This window comes from Shewanella sp. CAL98-MNA-CIBAN-0140 (genome assembly GCF_040309905.1).
GTDB classification, from domain to species: Bacteria; Pseudomonadota; Gammaproteobacteria; order Enterobacterales; family Shewanellaceae; genus Shewanella; species Shewanella psychromarinicola.
On sequence record NZ_JBEOPI010000009.1, the window covers coordinates 56,346 to 77,077 of the forward strand.

At 41.9% G+C, this 20,732-nt stretch carries 17 protein-coding genes and 2 pseudogenes; 12 read left to right on the forward strand and 7 right to left on the reverse strand.

Features of this window, described 5'->3' with window-relative positions; genetic code table 11:
• The first annotated feature begins 69 nt into the window (after window positions 1-69).
• On the forward strand, window positions 70-501 hold the full coding sequence (locus tag AAEY93_RS06615; protein ID WP_124013999.1) for a nitrate reductase cytochrome c-type subunit: 432 nt from the start codon (window positions 70-72) through the stop codon (window positions 499-501).
• A 135-nt stretch (window positions 502-636) separates the two neighbouring features.
• Here the strand turns inward: AAEY93_RS06615 and AAEY93_RS06620 are convergent, their stop codons facing one another.
• Entirely contained in the window at window positions 637-789 is a 153-nt protein-coding gene (locus AAEY93_RS06620; protein WP_335687566.1) for a hypothetical protein, read from the reverse strand.
• A gap of 93 nt (window positions 790-882) precedes the next feature.
• On the opposite strand from AAEY93_RS06620, the pseudogene AAEY93_RS06625 reads away from it, so the two are divergent.
• Window positions 883-1,023, forward strand: a pseudogene (locus AAEY93_RS06625) (LysR family transcriptional regulator); the annotation flags it as partial.
• Between the two features lie 167 nt (window positions 1,024-1,190).
• Here the strand turns inward: AAEY93_RS06625 and AAEY93_RS06630 are convergent.
• Window positions 1,191-1,328 (reverse strand): hypothetical protein, encoded by a 138-nt coding sequence (locus AAEY93_RS06630; protein WP_164839409.1) that lies wholly within the window; start codon window positions 1,326-1,328, stop codon window positions 1,191-1,193.
• A 106-nt stretch (window positions 1,329-1,434) separates the two neighbouring features.
• Here AAEY93_RS06630 and AAEY93_RS06635 point away from each other — a divergent pair.
• Window positions 1,435-1,614: pseudogene (locus tag AAEY93_RS06635) on the forward strand (helix-turn-helix domain-containing protein); the annotation flags it as partial.
• A 117-nt stretch (window positions 1,615-1,731) separates the two neighbouring features.
• On the opposite strand, the gene AAEY93_RS06640 reads toward AAEY93_RS06635, so the two are convergent.
• Window positions 1,732-1,869, reverse strand: coding sequence for a hypothetical protein (locus AAEY93_RS06640; RefSeq protein ID WP_351075574.1), 138 nt, complete (start codon window positions 1,867-1,869; stop codon window positions 1,732-1,734).
• 92 nt (window positions 1,870-1,961) lie between these two features.
• Here AAEY93_RS06640 and AAEY93_RS06645 point away from each other — a divergent pair, with 92 nt between their 5' ends.
• The gene (locus AAEY93_RS06645; RefSeq protein WP_351075577.1) at window positions 1,962-2,846 is read left to right on the forward strand and encodes a LysR family transcriptional regulator; all 885 of its coding nucleotides are present in this window, start codon (window positions 1,962-1,964) and stop codon (window positions 2,844-2,846) included.
• Between the two features lie 108 nt (window positions 2,847-2,954).
• On the opposite strand, the gene fusA is transcribed toward AAEY93_RS06645, so the two are convergent.
• The 3 genes from fusA to AAEY93_RS06660 form a co-directional block, all read right to left on the reverse strand.
• Window positions 2,955-5,048 carry an elongation factor G gene (fusA, locus tag AAEY93_RS06650; RefSeq protein WP_101032891.1) on the reverse strand — a complete coding sequence of 698 codons (2,094 nt, stop codon included), beginning with the start codon at window positions 5,046-5,048 and terminating at the stop codon, window positions 2,955-2,957.
• A 392-nt stretch (window positions 5,049-5,440) separates the two neighbouring features.
• A complete protein-coding gene (locus tag AAEY93_RS06655; RefSeq protein ID WP_124014219.1) occupies window positions 5,441-6,910 on the reverse strand; it encodes a diguanylate cyclase in 1,470 nt (489 codons plus the stop codon).
• Between the two features lie 143 nt (window positions 6,911-7,053).
• The gene (locus AAEY93_RS06660) at window positions 7,054-11,607 is read right to left on the reverse strand and encodes an ATP-binding protein (protein ID WP_124014218.1); all 4,554 of its coding nucleotides are present in this window, start codon (window positions 11,605-11,607) and stop codon (window positions 7,054-7,056) included.
• A 129-nt stretch (window positions 11,608-11,736) separates the two neighbouring features.
• Here AAEY93_RS06660 and AAEY93_RS06665 point away from each other — a divergent pair, with 129 nt between their 5' ends.
• Window positions 11,737-12,648: a LysR family transcriptional regulator gene (locus tag AAEY93_RS06665; RefSeq protein ID WP_351075582.1), complete on the forward strand. Its 912-nt coding sequence runs from the start codon at window positions 11,737-11,739 to the stop codon at window positions 12,646-12,648.
• Window positions 12,649-13,057: 409 nt separating this feature from the next.
• On the opposite strand, the gene AAEY93_RS06670 is transcribed toward AAEY93_RS06665, so the two are convergent.
• Window positions 13,058-13,378 carry a hypothetical protein gene (locus AAEY93_RS06670; protein ID WP_351075585.1) on the reverse strand — a complete coding sequence of 107 codons (321 nt, stop codon included), beginning with the start codon at window positions 13,376-13,378 and terminating at the stop codon, window positions 13,058-13,060.
• Between the two features lie 173 nt (window positions 13,379-13,551).
• Here AAEY93_RS06670 and AAEY93_RS06675 point away from each other — a divergent pair, with 173 nt between their 5' ends.
• From AAEY93_RS06675 to AAEY93_RS06705, 7 genes are all read left to right on the forward strand, one after another.
• Window positions 13,552-14,736, forward strand: coding sequence for a PA0049 C-terminal domain-containing protein (locus tag AAEY93_RS06675; RefSeq protein ID WP_351075588.1), 1,185 nt, complete (start codon window positions 13,552-13,554; stop codon window positions 14,734-14,736).
• Window positions 14,737-14,822: 86 nt separating this feature from the next.
• The gene (locus AAEY93_RS06680; RefSeq protein ID WP_101032899.1) at window positions 14,823-15,431 is read left to right on the forward strand and encodes a SprT family zinc-dependent metalloprotease; all 609 of its coding nucleotides are present in this window, start codon (window positions 14,823-14,825) and stop codon (window positions 15,429-15,431) included.
• 137 nt (window positions 15,432-15,568) lie between these two features.
• On the forward strand, window positions 15,569-16,270 hold the full coding sequence (locus AAEY93_RS06685) for an endonuclease (RefSeq protein WP_232772211.1): 702 nt from the start codon (window positions 15,569-15,571) through the stop codon (window positions 16,268-16,270).
• A gap of 50 nt (window positions 16,271-16,320) precedes the next feature.
• Complete coding sequence (rsmE, locus tag AAEY93_RS06690) at window positions 16,321-17,061, forward strand: 16S rRNA (uracil(1498)-N(3))-methyltransferase (protein ID WP_101032900.1); 741 nt, start codon at window positions 16,321-16,323, stop codon at window positions 17,059-17,061.
• Window positions 17,062-17,102: 41 nt separating this feature from the next.
• Window positions 17,103-18,056 carry a glutathione synthase gene (gene gshB, locus AAEY93_RS06695; RefSeq protein ID WP_124014148.1) on the forward strand — a complete coding sequence of 318 codons (954 nt, stop codon included), beginning with the start codon at window positions 17,103-17,105 and terminating at the stop codon, window positions 18,054-18,056.
• Between the two features lie 83 nt (window positions 18,057-18,139).
• Window positions 18,140-19,432 (forward strand): alkaline phosphatase, encoded by a 1,293-nt coding sequence (locus tag AAEY93_RS06700; RefSeq protein ID WP_372491495.1) that lies wholly within the window; start codon window positions 18,140-18,142, stop codon window positions 19,430-19,432.
• A gap of 87 nt (window positions 19,433-19,519) precedes the next feature.
• Window positions 19,520-20,557, forward strand: a complete 1,038-nt coding sequence (locus tag AAEY93_RS06705) for a methyltransferase (RefSeq protein WP_124014146.1) — start codon at window positions 19,520-19,522, stop codon at window positions 20,555-20,557.
• Window positions 20,558-20,732 lie beyond the last annotated feature (175 nt).

Genomic DNA, 20,732 nt, shown 5'->3' on the forward strand with positions numbered 1-20,732 from the left:
TTGGGTGATTCAGCCATGACAGCTATGATGCTCAATTTCTACATTCATTAGGATGTAACGGAGATGAAAATGAAAAAACTACTTAGCGTCGCGGCTATACTATTAAGCCTTAACGCCTATTCTGGACAGCAAGCTTTAGCAGACAGCACCCCTGTTCAAGTAGAGTCTCGTGCAGGTAACGTCGCCATAAACGACAATTCGCCAGCCGATGCTATGGCAACTTATCCTACTCGAGGAAAAGCTATCCCACGCAGCTTTGCCCAGCAACCGCCGCTGATCCCTCATAAAGACAGCTATCGTATCACCACAGATAAAAACGGCTGTTTGACATGCCATGCTTGGGACAAAGCCAAAAGAATGAAAGCAACGCCAGTGGCAAAATCACACGTAGTCGATGACAAAGGCACATTAAATGGCATGAACTACTTCTGTGTACAGTGCCATGTTGCCCAAGCAAACAATAAACAGGAACTAGTGGAAAACACATTTACAACCAAGTAAGCCACGAGGGCATAACGTCCTTCTAGCTTCAATTTAAAAAAGCCACTTCTATTGAAGTGGCTTTTTTTATCTATTCAAAATGTGTAGATAATGCTGTCAACTCGCATAGCAAAAAATGCTTAAAAAAAACCCAGCCTAAGCTGGTTTTATTGTTTGAGATTTGTGCTGGACAGACTGCGCACTCGGTTCTGCTGCAGTTTGTGATACATTATATGATTGGATCTCATCTTTCTCAGGCATCGCCGCTTGCCATAATGCGCCGACCCATAAACTTGAAGTTGATTTCATTGCCATTCCTCATTTTTGTTAACGAGTTCAAAGTAATCTTTTATGCTTCATAGGTAAAATGAATAATTATCATAGAGTGGATTCTATTTAGGCATGAACATTCCAATCAAGAACTTGCAGAGTTTTCTGACTTTAGTTGAAACTGAAAACTTTATACGGGCGACATAAAAAGGCTTTATAACCCAACCGACACCGACCAAAATCATTCAGCATTTCAAAGATAATATCCGCGAGTAATGGCTTATCTGGAACAATCAAAAGGTTGAGCTAGCTCAGGCAGGGCAATGACTTGAGCAATGCCATTTCTGTTAAGTGGCATGGTTACTGATTCAGCATTGGCCGCTAACACGGTTAACCAGCATCACAAAAAAGCTAAAAAAAACCAGCCTAGGCTGGTTTTTTTATTTTGATGTTTTGTGGAATGGCGTTTCTGGCACCGTTCGAGCTGTCTGCGTAACCGGTAATGCTTGCGCTTCATTTTCAAGCGGCATGGCGGCTTGCCACAACGCACCGACCCATAAATTAGAAATTGATTTCATTGGTTGTTCTCCGTGTCAGTTAACGAGTTCAAAGTAATCTTTTATGCTTCATCCGTAAAATGAATTAATACTATAATATGGATTCCATTTCAGCATGAACTTTTAAATCAGTAGCTTACAGAACTTTATGACGCTAGTTAAAACTGAAAACTTTACCCAGGCGGCAGAAAAAGGCTTTATGACTCACCCGACACTCACAAAACTTATCCAGCGTTTAGAAAACAATTTGGGTGAGAAATTGCTGATTAGGAACAATCAAAAGGTTGAGCTAACTCAGACAGGGCGATGACTTGAGCAATGCCACTTCTGTTGAAGTGGCATGGTTAACCGATCCAGCATTGGCCGCTAACATGGTTAACTAACATCACAAAAAAGCTAAAAAAACCAGCCTAGGCTGGTTTTTTTATTTTGATGTTTTGTGAAATGGCGTTTCTGGCACAGTTCGAGCTATCTGCGTAACCGGTAATGCTTGCGCTTCATTTTCAAGCGGCATGGCGGCTTGCCACAACGCACCGACCCATAAATTAGAAATTGATTTCATTGGTATTCCCCGTTTTGTTAACTAGTTCAAAGTAATCGTTTATGCTTTATCCGTAAAATGAATTAATAACATAATATGGATTCCATTTAAGCATGAACATTTCAATCAAGAACTTGCAGAGTTTTCTGACCTTAGTTGAAACTGAAAACTTTACCCGGGCGGCAGAAAAATGTTTTATGACTCAACCGACACTCACAAAAATCATCCAGCGTTTAGAAGACAATATGGGTGAGAAATTGCTGATTAGGAACAATCAAAAGGTTGAGCTAACTCAAGCAGGGCAATTGTTCGAAAAAAGTGCTAAGGAAATTTTGGGTCATTGGCATCGACTTCAAGAAGATATTAACAACCTCAATGGCTTAAAAACAGGACTATTACGGCTTGGCGTCTGCCCTATGATGAGCAGTTTAATTACCAGCTTGTTGACCAATTATCGGCAGCAATATCCGGGGATTGAAATACAGATGTACGAGTATGGCGGCTTTGGTTGCGAACAAGCACTATTGAACAACAGTCTAGATATTGCGTTTACCGCACTGCCGACAACCCATAAAACAGAGTTATCGAATCAACCACTGACTAAATATCCCTTACTTGCATGCTTACCCGAAGGACATCCACTCACAGATAAAGCGGAGATACGCTGGCAAGACTTTGAATCTTATCCATTCATTCTTTATAACGAAGATTTTTCATTAGCAAAGTTAATTAACCGTTTAAGCCGTGAAGCTGGGGTGCAACTCAATATAGCCTTTAGAACGGGTCAATGGGATTTTTTAGCCGCGATGGTTGAAGCAAACTTGGGCGTCGCGATTTTACCCGAACCCATTTGCCAACGATTAAGTAATAGCAGACTGGTATTTAAACCGATGCATCCCGCAATGACTTGGGATCTCGCATTAATATGGCGAGAAAACTTACCCTTAACCCCGCCAGCAAAAGCGCTATTAGCGCTCAGCAGAAACAGTTATGAATAACATCTACTCTTATATCATAACTGTTTTTATATCGTAGCAAGGGCATAAAAAAAACATAAAAAAACCGCTGCCTAGGCAACGGTTTTTTTTAGTCAATTGAAACGAGAATTACTTCTTAGTTTCAGCAGCCTTACGCTCTTTAACTTGAGCAACAACTTTCTCAGAAACGCTGTTTGGACATGGTGCGTAATGAGCAAATTCCATAGAGAATTGACCACGACCAGAAGTCATTGTCCGTAATGAACCAATATAACCGAACATTTCTGATAACGGTACGTCAGCTTTAATACGAACACCTGTAACACCAGCATTTTGATCTTTGATCATACCGCGACGACGGTTAAGGTCACCAATAACGTCACCAACGTTGTCCTCTGGGCTGAATACGTCAACATTCATGATAGGCTCAAGAAGTTGTGCACCCGCTTTAGGCATAGATTGACGGAATGCGCCTTTAGCGGCGATTTCAAACGCGATAGCTGACGAGTCAACTGCGTGGAAAGCACCATCTTGAAGTTCAAGTTCAACGTCTAACACAGGGAAACCAGCGATAGTACCTGTATTCATCATGCTTTTGAAACCTTTCTCAACAGCAGGCCAGAATTCTTTAGGTACGTTACCACCAACAACTTTAGAGGTGAACGTGAAGCCAGTGTTTTGCTCGCCAGGGCGAATAACGTAATCAATTTTACCAAACTGACCAGAACCACCAGACTGTTTCTTGTGCGTGTAGCTATCTTCGATTTCACGAGTAATAGTTTCACGGTAAGCAACTTGAGGCTCGCCTACAATTAGGTCTACACCGTAAGTACGTCTAAGAATATCAACCTTAATGTCTAAGTGAAGTTCACCCATACCTTTAAGGATAGTTTCACCAGAATCAATGTCAGTTTCAACACGGAAAGATGGATCTTCTGCAATCATTTTACCAATAGCGATACCCATTTTCTCAGAACCGCCTTTATCTTTTGGCGTTACAGAGATAGAAATAACAGGCTCAGGGAATACCATGGCTTCAAGCGTACAAGGGTGCTTAGGATCACATAACGTGTGACCCGTTTGTACGTTCTTCATACCAACAATAGCGATAATGTCACCCGCTTGAGCTGAATCTAATTCGTTACGCTCATCGGCTTGCATCTCAACCATACGGCCAACACGTTCTGTTTTACCAGTAAACGAGTTAAGGATGTTGTCACCCTTCTTGATTCGGCCAGAGTAGATACGTACGAAGGTTAATGCACCAAAACGGTCATCCATAATCTTGAACGCTAATGCTTTAAATGGCGCATCAACATCAACAATGGCGAACTCACCATTTTCGTTACCGTCTTCGTCAGTTAGAGGCTGTGGATCAACTTCAACTGGATCAGGAAGATAATCAATAACTGCATCTAATAATAACTGCATACCTTTGTTTTTGAATGCGCTACCACAGTATGTTGGGAACACAGACATTGTACGAGTACCCGCACGGATACAGCGCTTAACGTCTTCAATAGATGGTTGAACACCATCCATGTAAGCTTCTAATAGAGCATCATCCTGCTCAAGAGCTGTTTCGATTAACATTTCACGGTATTCTTCAACTAGGTCAACCATATCAGCTGGAACAGGTTGAATTTCGTAGTTTTCTGGTAAACCAGATTCATCCCAAACGTGAGCTTCACGAGTCAGTAGGTCAACAACACCAATGAATTCGTCTTCAATACCGATTGGTAAAACCATAACCAATGGGTTAGCCGCTAATACGTCTTTAGTTTGCTTAACAACACGTAAGAAGTCAGCACCCATACGGTCTAACTTGTTTACGAAGATGATACGCGCAACTTCAGAATCGTTAGCATAACGCCAGTTTGTTTCTGACTGAGGCTCAACACCGCCTGAACCACAGAATACACCGATACCGCCGTCAAGCACTTTTAGCGAACGATAAACTTCAACAGTGAAGTCAACGTGGCCTGGAGTGTCGATAACATTAAAACGGTGGTCTTTCCAGAAACAGCTTACTGCTGCTGACTGAATGGTGATACCGCGCTCAGCTTCCTGTTCCATGAAGTCTGTGGTTGATTCACCATCATGTACTTCACCGATCTTATGGATCTTACCGGTTAGCTTAAGGATACGCTCGGTGGTCGTGGTTTTACCCGCGTCAACGTGAGCGAAGATACCAATGTTTCTGTATTTGGATAATTCGGTCATGATTCAACTTTAATGATTAGTTTAAGAAGTAGACGGAGCATGCGAAAAAGGACCTACACACCGCACATCAGGTTATTAAGGCGCATATTGTAAATTGGAACCTTGCTGGGCGCAAATAGCTGGTGCAATATTTATTTGTTTTTAGCAAAAAAAAACTCAATAAATGCCAGTAATAAGATATAAAACAAACGATTAAAAAATAATAGTTTATTTTTTAATCGCCTCAGTAATTTCAACTAAAAATGTAAAATTGTAGCCTAAATGGGTAAATCGACATTTTTAGGCCAATATTATGCTGACAATGAACATACCACGACAACAAATAAGTATTTATTAACCCATAAAATGAGTTTCGCTAAGGCCACAAACATCAATCAATAGGGTATTTTTATCTAGGCACTACAATATTGATTACGTCCAGACTGCTTCGCTTTGAATAACGCCGCATCGGCTCGTTCAAAGCAAGCTTGGATCGGTTCATTATCACCCAGCAAGGCAATCCCGAAACTGCAGGTCACGTTAATATTGTTATAAAAATGAAAATAAGTAAGCTCATCGGTAATTCGTTGGCAAAGCTCTGCGGCATCGTGCAACTGTACATGCTGACAAACGACCACAAACTCTTCACCGCCCCACCTTGCCACAACATCAAGTTCTCTTACTGAAGCTTGTAGCACTTGTGCTACTTGAACCAAAATTTTGTCGCCGATAGCATGTCCATGCATGTCATTTATCGCTTTAAAAAAATCGATATCCATGATGATCAAACTGATATTGTTGTTCTGAGGTGTTTTTTCCTGAGGTTGCCTCGCATCCTCTAAAAAAGTTTGGTTAAAATATTGACGATTATACAATTTTGTCAGTGGATCATGTTGAGCCAAAAAATCGAGATCACTATTTTTTTCCTCAAGTTCTAATTGTAATTTTTGTAATTGCTTGTTGTTTACTTCTAAATGAACATTGTACTTGCTGACACACATGGTTCGGTAAAGTAGAAATAAAATAAACATCCCCAGAGCAGTCACCACTTGGATCACTAGGCTGTAATCAATGTCTTCAATAACAGTAATATTATGCCATTTCTTATAAATTGAAATATGCTCAGCTTGGGAAATTTTTGCCAGTCCAGCGTTAATTCGTGGCAGCAAATCTTGCTTTGCATGAGTAACGCCAATGCGTAACTCATCTTCAGGACCACCCCAGCCCGCTATTTTTAGCGAGGTTAACTCGTGTTGTTGAATATAGGCGTTAACAGAAAACATCGATCCTACAAAAACATCCGCCTCACCGTTAGCAACTCTCTCCAATCCTTGTCGCTCATTATCAGTCAATATGGTGTTGATAGTGGGGTAAAATCGTTGGATATATTCCACTAGACGATAATCTTTGGGTATAGCCAATAAGCGATCACCAATATTTTCAAATCCTTGTAAAAAAGGTTGGGATTTTAATGACACCAAGACATTTGGCGATTTAAAAAAAATATCGCTAAAAGAGAGATATGCGTCGCGTTTGGGTGTTTGATTTAAAATGGGGGTTAACTCGCATGCACCTTTTTTAAGTAATTCTAAACTCTGTCGCCAAGACGAGGTAGGCACTAACACAAAAGTGAAATCGGTATAATCTGTTAATAATGCTAAATAATCAGATGAAATACCAGTATGACGGCCATCGATAATGGCTTCATAAGGTAACCAATCTGGATCAACACAATAGCGGATGATATTACGGTTTTTTGAGTTGGTAAAAGACTGGCTCTCGGGCACCGAAGCACTGGCATGCTTAGTGTTAATCAAATTAATGAATATCAACAGCGTTACCAATAATACGCTAGAGAACTCAAGCCAGCTCAATCTTCTCAATAGTATGATCCAACAATTATGGCTCAACAATATAGTTGAACAGGAAAGTGAATATGCTATTTAGTGTAATACAACATACAAAAGTATGACAAAAAAATACCCGCTAAATAGCGGGTATTTTACTCAACAATCAATCGTACGTATTACGCTTCGATAGGCGATATCACAAACAGGAGATCACCTTGTGAAACTTGCTGGCCATTGCTATTCAGAATACGTTCAATGCGATACTTTTGATCTTCAGGATATAACACACCCGTTTGACGATTAAAGCCCGCTAGGGTCAATTGAGAGAACATTTTCATTGCTTCCATCAATGCCAATGTTTGCTCAACCGTGACAATGTCACCTTCTTTAACAAAGTCTGCTTCACCAGGTGCTGGGGAGGTATAGAAAATTCCCGCACCTTGTGCCAATACTTTCAATTCGTTGCTTTCGCCAACACGTAATGATTCAGAATCAACCTTAATCGCTTCTGCAGCCGCTTCCATTTCAGCAATCAGTGCTGGAATGTCCAACTCTGCCATTAAACGTGGCAAGTAGTTAGTGTCATACACCCCTTCATTGAAGGTGGGATCTTTAAGGATAAGCTTCAGCAATGGAATGTTAGTCGCAATCCCTTTAATCACTACGCTATCAAGATACGCATACATCTTAGCCACCACATCAGCACGGTCAGTACCTCGGATAATGATCTGTGCGATTAAGCTATCATAGTATGGCGATACTTCTTTGCCAGCTGCTGCAATCGAAATAATTTCAACATCATCACGCTCAGGCAATACACATTCAGTGATGTTACCTGGATTAGGAATAAGCTGAAGAATACCATGGCTATCGAGTGCCGCTTTTTCCGCCGTCACACGCACTTCCATAGCGTAACCTTGGTCAACTGGCTGTAGTTTTTCAATTGAACGACCCGCAGCAATATCAAACTGCGCGCTAACAATATCAATACCCGATGTCGCTTCCGTCACCGGATGCTCAACTTGAAGACGAGTATTCATCTCCATAAAGTACACTTCGTTTGCATCTAAGTTATAGATAAACTCAACAGTACCAGCGCCCATGTAATCGGTAGCATCACCTAACGCACGAGTGTATTCCATCACGCGTTGTTTCAGCTCCTCAGGCAACATGGTTGATCCTGATTCTTCAATCACTTTTTGGTTGTTACGTTGTACTGAACAGTCACGAATACCTAATACTTTGCTATTACCAAACTGATCACGCAGTAGCTGGACTTCAATGTGGCGCAATGAGGTAACATATTTTTCTAAATACAAGTCACCATTACCAAACGCAGCAGCGGCTTCCGTCGCGGTTTTCTGGAAGAAACCAATCATGTCCTCAGGACGTTTAACGACCTGAATACCTTTACCGCCTCCACCTTGGACCGCTTTTAACAGCACTGGATAACCAATTTCAGACGCTACGTTGACCGCTTGTTCTGCGTTACTCAAAATACCATGACTACCTGGCACAACGGGGACATTTTGCGCTTGCGAAGTATGAATAGCGTTAGACTTGTTACCCATAGTGGTCATTGAATGCACGCTAGGACCGACAAAGTTAACCCCATTGTTGACACATAACGCCGCAAACTGTGGACTTTCTGATAAGAAGCCAATACCTGGGTGCAACGCGTCAACATTTTCATACTCAGCAACTTTTAATACTGAGTAAGCATTTAAGTAACTTTCATCTGAGGTATTACCGCCAATACATACAAGCTTATCAGTGTCTTTAAGCATATCTGCTGGAACAGATGTCATGTCCGGATCTGAGGCCACCAACACCACATTAATGTTGTTGTCGTGTGCTTTACGGATTAATTTAACGGCCGTACAACCACGCGCATGCACCAGCACTTTATTAATAGGCTTCATCAATGCACGAGGATCGTCTTGTTCAATGACTTTTTCTAACTCAATCACTTCAGGCACTAAGGTAGACAATGCTTTGCTGATCACTTCGTCTATTTTCATCGTCGGTAATGGCATGAGTGGATCAATACCATACAACTGAGTGTCTAAGGTATCACTAAATGGATTATGGACTAACCCCGTCATTGCACCTGGCACTTTAGATAAATAGTTCGACAATGTTGCCGTTGATGGTAAGTACGCAGGTACCACCATTTGACCAGCAAACGGCATATTGGTACCAGATAAATAGTACGTCTGCACTAAAGGATGGGTGACAAAACTGGCTTGAGCACCACCTGTACAATCACCAAAACCAAACATCAATACCGGTAATTCGTTATCACGAATAAAGCGCGTAATACGGTCATTCACTACCGCCATAGAGAACAATGCCGCAGCACCTTCTTTCGTTTGCATGCCACCAGAGCTGATAAAACAAATGACCGGTAATTTACGTTTCGCACATTCAATTAATAGTGAACTGAATTTTTCAGCACTGGCCATATCAAATGCACCCGCTTGGAATGCCGTATTTGAAACCGCAACACCTACACGTAACTTACTGCCGTTATTTTTAAAATCAGCCAGACCGGTAATTAAACCACAAGGGCGGATCTTTCTATCAATAGCATCTTCAATCGATAACCGGAAACCGGGGAAATTAAGCAAGTTAGCTGACATTTTATCGGCATCAATTTCATCAAACTGAGTAAAGAACTGTTTGATAATATTTTCCCAGCCCATCTTGCCTTGCTTTTTCTCTTCACGAAGTACTTTTTGGATAAGTAAGTCTTGGTAACCCATGGTTAAACGGTTCCAAAAATCCTTACGACGACCAATACGTACAGGGTTAATCGTCCCCGTGTATTTATCGTGCTCGTCTTCACTATCAAAGTACTCTGGTAATAAGCGCTCGAAGAAATAAGTTAAGATAACGAAAAGCGAATCGTTTAGTTGTGGGAAACCGACACTCTTCCATTGCTCTACACGCGTTAACAATTCAGCACGATTCGATTGATCCATAAAGTATTTTAACCACTTATAGAACTTGCTCTTGTCGTTAGCGTTATCACTATTAGATAATGCATTATCAATCGATTTGTGGAGTAACTTGTCCACTGATTCACGAGACAAACTTTTTGACATCATGGCTTCTTTGGAAATTGACGCCAAACTGCCGACCACATTGTCATAAAGTGCATTGAAGATAAGCACGTTATGACACTGCCAAATAAAGTCTTCACGTAATTCGTCATTAACGACAATGTCCAGCACAGTAAGCTGACTAAGTTCAGGCCATGGAGCTTGTGTTGTAGACTTAGGCAATGACTCTAAATGCTTAATTAAACCGTTGAAATTGTTAGCAGCGTTACTTTTCCAACGATGGTATAACGACCAACCAATATTAAATAACAGTGCTTTACGTGCTTTTTTGTAGTTCTCTTTTGGTTCACCCAAAATAAAACGTGTAATCACGTTACGTTCGGCAGAAATATCTTTACGTTTAGCGCTAAACGTACCCCATAGTTTATTCAGTTCTTCATCGTAAACTAACTTGTCAGGGTTGGTTAACCACGCTTGGAACACGCGTTCCTGTTCTTGCTTAATACGCGCTAACAAATCACCTTCTGGCACGCTCACTTTTGACAAGCGACCATACTGTTCTTGTGAGATTGAATGAATACGGCTACGTAACGTCAAATAACGCAGATATCGATATGCACTACCAAAAATATTGTGGTACATAGTCGGGTTATTGGCGACAGACAAGCGGGTATTATTTTCAAGCGTAAGTAAATTAGCCGACGGTGCTAAGAAACGCTGTAAACTGCGACCATAATGTTCTTTTAAATCAGCAGACTCGCGTACAAAATCCATCGCAGCACGTTCAACGGCTTCAATAGCACTGATAATCGCGCGACGGAAATTATGCTGACGCTCATCTTTATCTGATGGCGTAAAATCGATAATACCGTCAATACAGCCCGCGGTATAAAGCTCTTCTGGCGATACCCCGACAGACTTAGCACATTCTTGCCATGACAAGTTGTACTTACGCGCAATGCTTTGTAAGCCTTGCGGCTGGATAGTATTAAAAATACCGTCGCGTACAGATAATAAAATATTGGCTGCAGCTAATGGAATCGCACCACCTGAATAGCCCGCTCCAATCACAATACCGACTGTCGGTACACCAACGTTAGCACTTTCAGCGATGGCTTTCGAAATGGTATGAGCTTGATTTTGGCTGTTAGCAACTTCACCAGCATCGGCACCAGGAGTATCAATTAAATATACTATTGGCATCGACAATTCTGCAAAATGACGGATCGCCTTACATGCTGCAAGATGATGTTCTGGCATCCACGCACCGTTTGCGGTCGTGCGCTCTTGGGCAATAAAACCGATACGACGAGTACGAGTGCCAAAGTTTAATTCCACTTCAGCACGATAAAACGGTCCAATATGACTTTCAGCAATAATCTTGCCTTTTAAGTCCGCGATCATACGCTTCGCGCCAGGGCGGTTTTTATCCAAAGTGGGTTGAATAACTTTATTGACATAACCATCAACATCTAAAGATGCCAAACTTTTTAAGTTTGATTGAATTGCATCTTCAGTTAATAATCCTTTTACTTCTTGAGATACACTCTGCTTGTTATGAGCAGGAAATAATGAAAAATCTTTAGCCAAGTGTTCTGCTTGTAAGAAAAGTGGGTCAGCCGATAGTGCTTGAGTCTTGTTAGCGGGCTGCTTTTTGCTGGTCATCCTTAGATCCTCTGCTTATATAGCCTCTGAAAATTTTTTTTAGCTCGTAAATATAACTTTGTTAATGGGTAAATTACCATATAAACTAGCTTGGACGCTTTGTTCCATAATTGAGACAGTGAGGTTTGAATGCCCGATTTGAACGGTATGATGCTGTTTGCAGCCGTTGTTAGAGCAAAAGGATTCTCTCAAGCAGCCCGAGAGATCGGACAACCTAAATCAACCATTAGTCGAAAAGTTGCTCAATTAGAAGAACAACTCGGAGTGCGACTACTCCAAAGAGACACCCGAAATTTAAGTCTGACCCAAGTTGGCGCGTTATTTTTTCAACACTGTGATTCCATTAGCAATGAAATTGAAGCCGCCAAAGCCACTATTGAAAACACCCATAATGATATTTCTGGATCGTTACGGATAGCAATTCCGGTGTCATTTTCACAAGATGTCATTGGCCATTTATGCTCAAGTTTTATGCGTCTTTACCCCAATATAGAACTGGATATTCAATTTACTGACAGTGATGTCGGTCTTGTGGGTGAAGGTTACGATATTGCCATTAAATATGGTCCATTACAGTCGTCAGATCTTGTTGCTCGATTGTTATTTGAACGCCAACCTATTCTGGTCGCTAGCCCTGGTTATATAAAAGAATTCAGTAGCCCTGCTACACCGCAAGAGTTAACCCAGCACAACGGTATTTTACTTGGCACCACCTTATCGGCCCCCATTTGGCCATTAGGAAAAGGCAATCGTAAAATAATGGCGACCTTTAAACGAAAAGTACGAGTCAACAGCGCCAGTATGGTAAAACGCTTAGCGTTGGATAATTATGGCATTGCCATGCTATCTAACACGAGCTGCAAGCAAGAACTCGCAACGGGGAGCTTAGTGCCTATTTTACAAGAATGGCCAATGGAAACCTTTAAAGTTTATGGGGTTTATTCAAGTCGGCGCCAATTAGCCAGCAACATTAGTGCTTTTTTAGACTTTTTCACCAAACGTTATACCAGCCAAGAATCATTGCATTCAATGATGAGTTAAGGGTATACACTAAGCCATTTCAGCATACTCGTTTCAGCGCTCCCGTAGGATAACTGAACCAGGCCGTGATATAAGATAATGGTGACACCTTACCGAGAACGTCGCTTCGCGACTTATAGGTTCTAGGAACTCGCAAGCTCGCCAGAGGGCGGTGCTTCGCTCCTTCTAGGTGCTAGGTTTTAGGTCCTAGGATCTAGCAGCAGGCCCCCTATTGTTAGAGCCTAGCAGACCTAAGGTCGCTCTAGCAGCCGTAGGAGCCCTATTCCTAGCACCTTGAACGCTGCCACTTCTGGACATGCTCAATCCTGCATTTCGAAATCGTTTGGGTATATCACCTCAAACGGCTTAAAATAGGCCGCTTGAGGTGATACCGATTGACTGATAAAGAATGCCAATTCCTTTTACTAAATTAAAAACGATAAGGCAATCGCACGCTAATTTGATAATCTGGGGAGTCTTCAGTTAACCCGGAGCCTATTGAGGTCACCATGGATAAATTAGGTGACAAGGCTAAGGTAGCGCCAATACCCAAATTCGCGGTATTGGTGTCAGTTCGAGGAATTTCCCGCCACTCTCCACCTTCTGGTCTTTGTTTAGCTTTACTGTAAAACCGTTGATTAAAGCTCATACTCAAACTCATTCGCTCGGAAACAGCACAAGCTAATCCCACGCTGTAATCAAGATAATTAACCTCACGGTAAAGTTTAACGGCCAAACAAATTATCAACATAAATCCACCACTCAAAAATGAACTACACGTGTACAAGTATTCAAAGTGCTATTAAATAGCCGAAACAACTGTGTTATAACTGTCACTTAGAATAACCGTTACCTAGCCTAGCGGGCAGTAACATCGTTAAACATAACCCCAATATGGATATCTAGGGCCCTAAAGGAACCATCATGATTAAACACAGCGCTTTTATAATGTTAAGTTCATTGGTATTAGCCACGCTATCGAATGCAGTTAATGCAGGACAACTCAAAAAAAACATTGAAGAGATGCGTGTATCAAAGGCTGGGCAAACAATGCCGCAGGTGGTTAATCGTTATCAAGCTATCAGTGATACTTTAGAGGTCAAGTTAGCCCAATCCAATGATGAGTTAGCCGTTACCGAAATGGCGGCGCATCAAGGACACAGGTTATGGCAGCAAGCCGTACGCGATGTACAATCGGGGCACAGTGACGATCGCTCGTTGTACTGGAGCCGTCTAAGTATGCGTAACGTTCTAAAGCAAGAAAGAGTCGGATTTAATGTTGCCGACTGGCAACGTGATATTTTGGTCAAAGCGGTTGAGAAATCGTCTCGCGGTTTTAGCGATATTGAATTTTTACCCGATACCCAAATTAATATTTTAGTGACCGGTTTCGATCCCTTTTTTCTTGATAGAAATATTGGCCAAAGTAATCCATCAGGCTTAGCGGCTTTAGCATTTGATGGCTATCGTTTTGAGATTAATGGTAAAAAAGCACAGATAGAAACCGTGATGATCCCTGTGAGATTTAGCGATTTCGACAATGGTATTATCGAATCGTTACTCACGCCCTTTTATCGTGAAAACAGTGTCGACATGGTCTTTACCATTAGCATGGGCCGGGAAAATTTCGATATCGAACGTTTTCCTGGACGTAACCGCAGTGCAGAGGCACCAGACAATTTAAATGTATTAACCGGCGCCAGTCACAGCAATCCTAAAGCGCCGTTATTTAACGGTGGCACTTCTTCCGATGGAAAATTAAATGGCCCTGAGTTTGTGCAATTTTCTCTGCCCGTTGAAGCAATGGCAGCGGTTAAAGGTCATTGGAGCGTCAATGACAATCATCAAATTAACACCTTATCTAGGGGGCAATTTAAGGCATCATCACTGGCTGAATTACAAAATGAAATTTCAGTTGAAGGTTCTGGTGGGGGCTATTTATCTAATGAAATTTCCTATCGCAGTATTTTACTTCGAGACCAATTTAACTTGAACTTACCCGTAGGACACATTCATACTCCACGTATTAAAGGCTACGACTCACAAGTAGAGTCAGACATCGTCGAGCAAATTCGTGCCATGATAGCCGCAGCGGCGAGCACTCTGTAATGTCAAAAGACTAATATAAAATGTCTATGCTTTGCTTGCTTGAGTCTCTCATTGAATATTCGTGTAGGTAAGTGAAGCATTTCATCATGTTTAAAAATATCTTCAATCTCACCCAGCGCGCGCACCAAGCGCTAACGCAAGACATCCATACAAAGGGGTCTTCGTTATCAGTAGGGCCTCGAACCCACCAATCGCCAAACACTGCCGTTAGCGATCCGTTACAACAGCAGATATTGGCCAAAGTCGAAGCAGACTACCAATTAGCAGAGCAATATTTCAAACGTCAATTTCCTCGTCCGAGCGTACATTTTAGCTTACGCGGAAAAAGCGCGGGGACGGCGCATTTACAAACCAATAAACTGCGCTTCAATCCTGTTTTACTAACTGAAAATCCAAATATTTTTATTAACGAAGTGGTACCACATGAAATTAGCCATTTGGTGTGTTTCCATCTATTTGGTAAAGTAAAACCTCACGGTAAAGAATGGCAAAGCGTCATGATGACAACATTTAGTATTACGCCAAAGACCACTCACCAACTCAATATCCAGTCCGTCAGTGGTCAACAATTTGAATATTTTTGCGGTTGTGGCAGTGTGCAATTAACCATAAGACGTCACAACAGAATTGTGCGAGGCCAGACTCAATATCGCTGTCGCCGTTGCCAACAAACATTAACCCCTTTTAGCACCTAACATTATCAATTGCGTCATCGCATGCGATGGATTAACATCAGCCAAAATGACAGGCTAAGCCTGCACTGTAATGATGTTTTTTGTTAATTTTAGGGTTTATTTTGCGCTTATCATCCACACTCTCTTGGTTCTTTTGGGTGTCGCTTCTGTGCGGCATTTTTTCATCCACACTTATCGCGGCAGAACATTCCAGCAGTTTCGGTCAAGCCAAAAAAATGGCTAAAAAGATTTACCAACAACACTTACCACTCAGCACCTTCTATTGCGGCTGCGATATCGCCATCGCAGGAAAATTATGGCAAGCGGATCATGCTAGCTGTGGTTATAAAGTTAGAAAACAAATCATTAGAGCCAACCGTATCGAATGGGAGCATGTGGTTCCCGCATGGGAATTTGGTCATCAACTGCAATGCTGGCAAGACGGTGGTCGAAAAAACTGCAATAAAAATAATGCTGCATTTAAAAAAATGGCAGCCGATTTACACAATCTTGTTCCTGCTGTAGGTGAGGTGAACGGTGATCGCAGCAATTTTCGTTTTAGTGATTGGGGCGGAAAAGCGGATCAATACGGGCAGTGTAAAATGATTATCGACTTTAAAGGCCGCAAAGCACAACCCCCCAAACAAGCAAGAGGGCCTATCGCTCGAACTTACCTTTATATGCAACAAACCTATGGTCTGCAAATCAGTAATAGCCAACAAAAGTTGTTTAACGCATGGAACAAAATGCAACCAATCAGCGCCACGGAATGCCAACGTGATACCTTAATCGCTGCTAACCAAGGTAATCATAATGATTTTGTATTCAAACAATGCCAAAATAACGGCTTAGTTCGTTAATTGACGATCAAGCTCCCCCTTGAACAATTGGTTAAATAAGGTCAACACTGATGAGAGTCCCACGCATTTTTCAGCCCCTAGACAATTTACAACAAGGGCAAACGCTTCAATTAGATGAGGATGGTGTCGCCCATATCGGCCGAGTATTGCGAATGGGTATGGGGGACCACATCAGCTTGTTTAACGGTGATGGTAATGATTACTTAGCTGAAATTATTGAAATAAGTAAAAAATCCATCACTGTCAACGTCTTAAGTTGTCAAGCTAACAACAACGAATCAACATTAGACTTGCACTTAGGTCAGGTAATTTCTCGTGGTGACCGAATGGAATTTACGATCCAAAAATCGGTTGAGCTAGGCGTAACAAGGATTACACCCTTATTTTCAGATCGTTGTGGTGTCAAACTTAATGGTGATCGCTTAGAGAAAAAACAACAACAATGGCAAAAAATTGTCGTCAGTGCTTGTGAACAATCTGGCCGCAGTATCGTACCGGTTGTTCGCCCTGCAATGACATTGGCGCAATGGTGTGAAGAATCTACCGAAGCCTTAAAACTGAATTTACACCCAAGAGCTTCACACGGCATTAATGGCTTACAGTTAACCGATCAACACCACAAAGTAAGATTATTAATTGGCCCAGAAGGCGGCTTATCTGACGAAGAAATTGCCATGACCGAAACTGAGCATTTTACCGATATTTTATTGGGGCCAAGAGTGCTGCGTACAGAAACCGCATCATTGACTGCTATTACTGCATTACAAGTTAAATTTGGCGATATTGGTTAACCCAAACCGATATCATCTTGGATATTATTAAGGATAAACACATGATTAAGCTCGGCATTGTTATGGACCCTATTAGCGACATTAACATCAAAAAAGATACCAGCTTCGCGATGTTATTAGCCGCACAGGCACGTGGCTACCAATTGTTTTATATGGAAATGCATGATCTTGCGATGGTCAACGGCAAAGCCATGGCCAACATGCGTGAATTATCGGTAAAGCAAGATGCTAACCAATGGTTTACATTAGGCGAGTCAATTGATACCCCGTTGGCAGATCTTGATGTGATCTTAATGCGCAAAGATCCACCATTTGATACCGAATTCATCTACGCCACTTATATGCTGGAACGGGCGGAAGAAGAAGGCGTATTAATCGTTAACAAGCCTCAAAGCTTACGTGATGCCAATGAAAAACTGTTTACAGCATGGTTTTCTGAGTTTACGCCAGACACTCTTGTGACCCGTGATGCTAAACGTATTCGAGCGTTCCACCAATTGAAGCAAGATATTATTTTAAAACCATTAGATGGCATGGGCGGCACGTCTATTTTTAGAGTGAAAAAAGATGACCCTAACGTCGGGGTCATTATCGAAACGCTCACCAGTTATGGCCAGCAGTTCGCAATGGCTCAAGCCTTTATCCCTGAGATAACTCAAGGTGACAAGCGTATTTTAGTGGTTGACGGTGAACCGGTTCCATACGCATTAGCGCGTATCCCGATGAAAGGTGAAACCCGTGGCAACCTAGCGGCTGGCGGCAGTGGAGTAGCCCAGCCATTATCAGAAAGTGATTGGAAAATAGCCCGCGCCATTGGTCCAGAATTGAAAAAACGAGGCCTTATTTTTGTTGGTTTAGACATCATTGGTGATAAGTTAACTGAAATCAATGTCACCAGCCCAACCTGCATTAGAGAAATTGAAGCCGCATATGACGTTGACATTACCGGCATGCTTATGGATGCCATCGAAGCCCGTATCAATCAGCAGAAATAGGATTAATCATGCATTTTCTATCTACCTACCAACGAATAATTAGCAGATTATTATTGGTCTCTAGCTTGGTCGTAACGGGTGCAATGGCTGATGAAGTCGTTATTTCGCCTATTGAGGCCAACACAACCAGTAATAATGTGCCGACTGTCGGTCCTTCAAGACCGACAAATATTGTTATTATGATTGGCGATGGTATGGGACCTGCTTACACCACGGCCTATCGTTACTATAAAGATAACCCTGAGACAGAAGAGATTGAACAAACGGTTTTTGATCGCTTACTCGTTGGTATGGCAAGCACTTACCCTGCTTCTGTCAGTGGTTATGTAACCGACTCGGCGGCATCGGCAACCGCATTATCTACTGGGGTCAAAAGTTATAATGGTGCTATTGCCGTTGATACCGAAAAACGCCCACTGACAACCTTAATGGAAAGAGCAAAAGCATTAGGCTTGTCAACTGGCGTAGCGGTTACCTCCCAAGTAAACCATGCTACACCTGCGGCATTTCTTGCTCACAATGAAAGTCGTAGTAATTATATTGATATCGCACAGGCTTATTTAACCACCGATGCTGATGTCATCCTTGGCGGTGGCCAGCAATATTTCACCCCAACATTGCTTGAGCAGTTCACCGCTAAAGGTTACCAACACATTAGTGAACTCTCCCAACTTGAGTCGGTTCATCACCCGAAAGTATTAGGGCTATTTGCCGATGTACAGTTACCTTGGGGGATTAATGATAAAAAAGCGCATAAACTCAGTCATATGACGCAAAAGGCACTCGATTTACTGTCGCAAAATAAGCAAGGTTTTGTGTTATTAGTAGAAGGCAGCTTAATTGATTGGGCGGGTCACAGTAACGATATTGCTACCGCGATGGGTGAAATGGATGAGTTTGCAGCCGCAATTGAAGTGGTTGAACAATTTGTTCGTCAAAGTAAAGACACCCTGATGGTTGTGACAGCCGATCATAATACCGGTGGGTTGTCAGTGGGCGCACACGACAAATACGAATGGCATCCTGAAGTACTGCATAAGGTTCAAGCTAGCCCAGATGTGATTGCCACGCGTGCTATTGCCGCAGAGGATTGGCAGACCATAACCGCAACACTATTGGGGTTTACCCCAAGCGAAGTAGAATACAGTCAATTGCAAACTGCACGTATGCAAGGTAATGAGCCACTTGCTATTGCACTGCGAAAATTAATTGATATTCAATCTAATACCGGTTGGACAAGTGGCGGCCATACCGCCATGGATGTTCAGGTATTCGCAGCGGGCCCCGGCGCCAGATTGTTTAGTGGCCATCAAGACAATGTTGATATAGCCAATAAAATGTTTAGCTTATTACCACAATCGGTACAAACGCCTTAATTGCTGCCTAACACAATCCCCGCTATCAAAGTGGGGATTGTGTTAATATCAGCAGGTATTTTATCACTAGCATTATGAGCAACCGACGTGTTAACAAATCCTTCTCAAGCCTTAATTAGAAACAGCAAATATTTTCATAAACATAATGTGTTAGTGCTCAACTATGAAGCTGATACTTTTGCGCATCAATGTCTTGAGTTTGCAGAGAATGTCACTGCCCTAGCGCTGGATTTTAATCATCACCTAACATTGTCATCCTATGCTAATAATAAATTGCAGTGCTATTTTGGCCATCAGCTGCCTGACTCATTAGTTGATACAAAATTTGACACGGTTATTATTTACTTTGCAAAAGCTAAACCGTTAATGGGTTACTTACTGCAACTTGCGGCGCAGCATTTACGTATCGACGGCCAATTAATGATTGTGGGTGAGAATAAAGGTGGGATTAAATCAATTGATAAACTCACGCCTGATTATTACTCCCCCCCCATCAAACAAGATAATGCCCGTCATTGTTTAGTGTATGTCAGTTATTTAACTCAAGTAGCACCCAGGCTATCAATCAGTGATTGGGTAAGCCAATATTCATTAGATACACCACAAGGTAAACTGCAAATTTGCAATGTGGTAGGGGTCTTCAGTGAAAAGCGTCTCGATCAGGGCACCGAACTATTACTGTTGCATTTACCAAACAACTTACACGGCAGAGTCCTCGATTTTGGTTGTGGTGCAGGGGTCATTACGGCGGCATTGCTAAAAGCCAATCCAAAGCTAGCCATGGAATGTATTGATATCAATGCGATGGCATTGCTGTCATGTGAATTAACCCTTGCAGCCAATAATATGCACGCAAAAATCTATCCTTCTGACGGATTTAATCAAATTACCGGTAAATTTGATGGCATTATTTCCAACCCACCGTTTCATGATGGGTTAACCAGCACCACCGACATTGCGACCCAGTTTGTTAAATCCAGCGCAATCAGTTTGGCGCCTAAAGGCGTCTGGCAAATTGTTGCTAATCGCCACCTGCCCTATGCTGATACCATTGCGACTCATTTTGGTAAAGTGAATGTGTTGGCTGAAAACAATAAGTACAAATTATATCTCCATCAACGTTAATCCCAAGATCGAACCTCCCGTGACACAGCTTCAGTTATGGACAACAAAGCGAGCTTACTGCTGGAAATGGAGATTAAAATCGGCTAAATTTACTGCAAGGTAAAATAGTAAACATTTTTGAATTTATGTCGTTACTATTTTATTTCCAGTATTGATCTGATATAAAAATAACAAC

What these genes read in the sequence shown, in the direction of transcription:
- AAEY93_RS06620 (WP_335687566.1), bottom strand. Translation starts at nt 789, where the DNA reads ATGAAATCAACTTCAAGTTTATGGGTCGGCGCATTATGGCAAGCGGCG.
- AAEY93_RS06630 (WP_164839409.1), bottom strand. Translation starts at nt 1,328, where the DNA reads ATGAAATCAATTTCTAATTTATGGGTCGGTGCGTTGTGGCAAGCCGCC.
- AAEY93_RS06665 (WP_351075582.1), top strand. Translation starts at nt 11,737, where the DNA reads ATGCCCGATTTGAACGGTATGATGCTGTTTGCAGCCGTTGTTAGAGCA.
- AAEY93_RS06675 (WP_351075588.1), top strand. Translation starts at nt 13,552, where the DNA reads ATGATTAAACACAGCGCTTTTATAATGTTAAGTTCATTGGTATTAGCC.
- AAEY93_RS06670 (WP_351075585.1), bottom strand. Translation starts at nt 13,378, where the DNA reads ATGTTGATAATTTGTTTGGCCGTTAAACTTTACCGTGAGGTTAATTAT.
- AAEY93_RS06660 (WP_124014218.1), bottom strand. Translation starts at nt 11,607, where the DNA reads ATGACCAGCAAAAAGCAGCCCGCTAACAAGACTCAAGCACTATCGGCT.
- AAEY93_RS06640 (WP_351075574.1), bottom strand. Translation starts at nt 1,869, where the DNA reads ATGAAATCAATTTCTAATTTATGGGTCGGTGCGTTGTGGCAAGCCGCC.
- fusA (WP_101032891.1), bottom strand. Translation starts at nt 5,048, where the DNA reads ATGACCGAATTATCCAAATACAGAAACATTGGTATCTTCGCTCACGTT.
- AAEY93_RS06700 (WP_372491495.1), top strand. Translation starts at nt 18,140, where the DNA reads ATGGCTGATGAAGTCGTTATTTCGCCTATTGAGGCCAACACAACCAGT.
- rsmE (WP_101032900.1), top strand. Translation starts at nt 16,321, where the DNA reads ATGAGAGTCCCACGCATTTTTCAGCCCCTAGACAATTTACAACAAGGG.
- AAEY93_RS06615 (WP_124013999.1), top strand. Translation starts at nt 70, where the DNA reads ATGAAAAAACTACTTAGCGTCGCGGCTATACTATTAAGCCTTAACGCC.
- AAEY93_RS06680 (WP_101032899.1), top strand. Translation starts at nt 14,823, where the DNA reads ATGTTTAAAAATATCTTCAATCTCACCCAGCGCGCGCACCAAGCGCTA.
- AAEY93_RS06645 (WP_351075577.1), top strand. Translation starts at nt 1,962, where the DNA reads ATGAACATTTCAATCAAGAACTTGCAGAGTTTTCTGACCTTAGTTGAA.
- gshB (WP_124014148.1), top strand. Translation starts at nt 17,103, where the DNA reads ATGATTAAGCTCGGCATTGTTATGGACCCTATTAGCGACATTAACATC.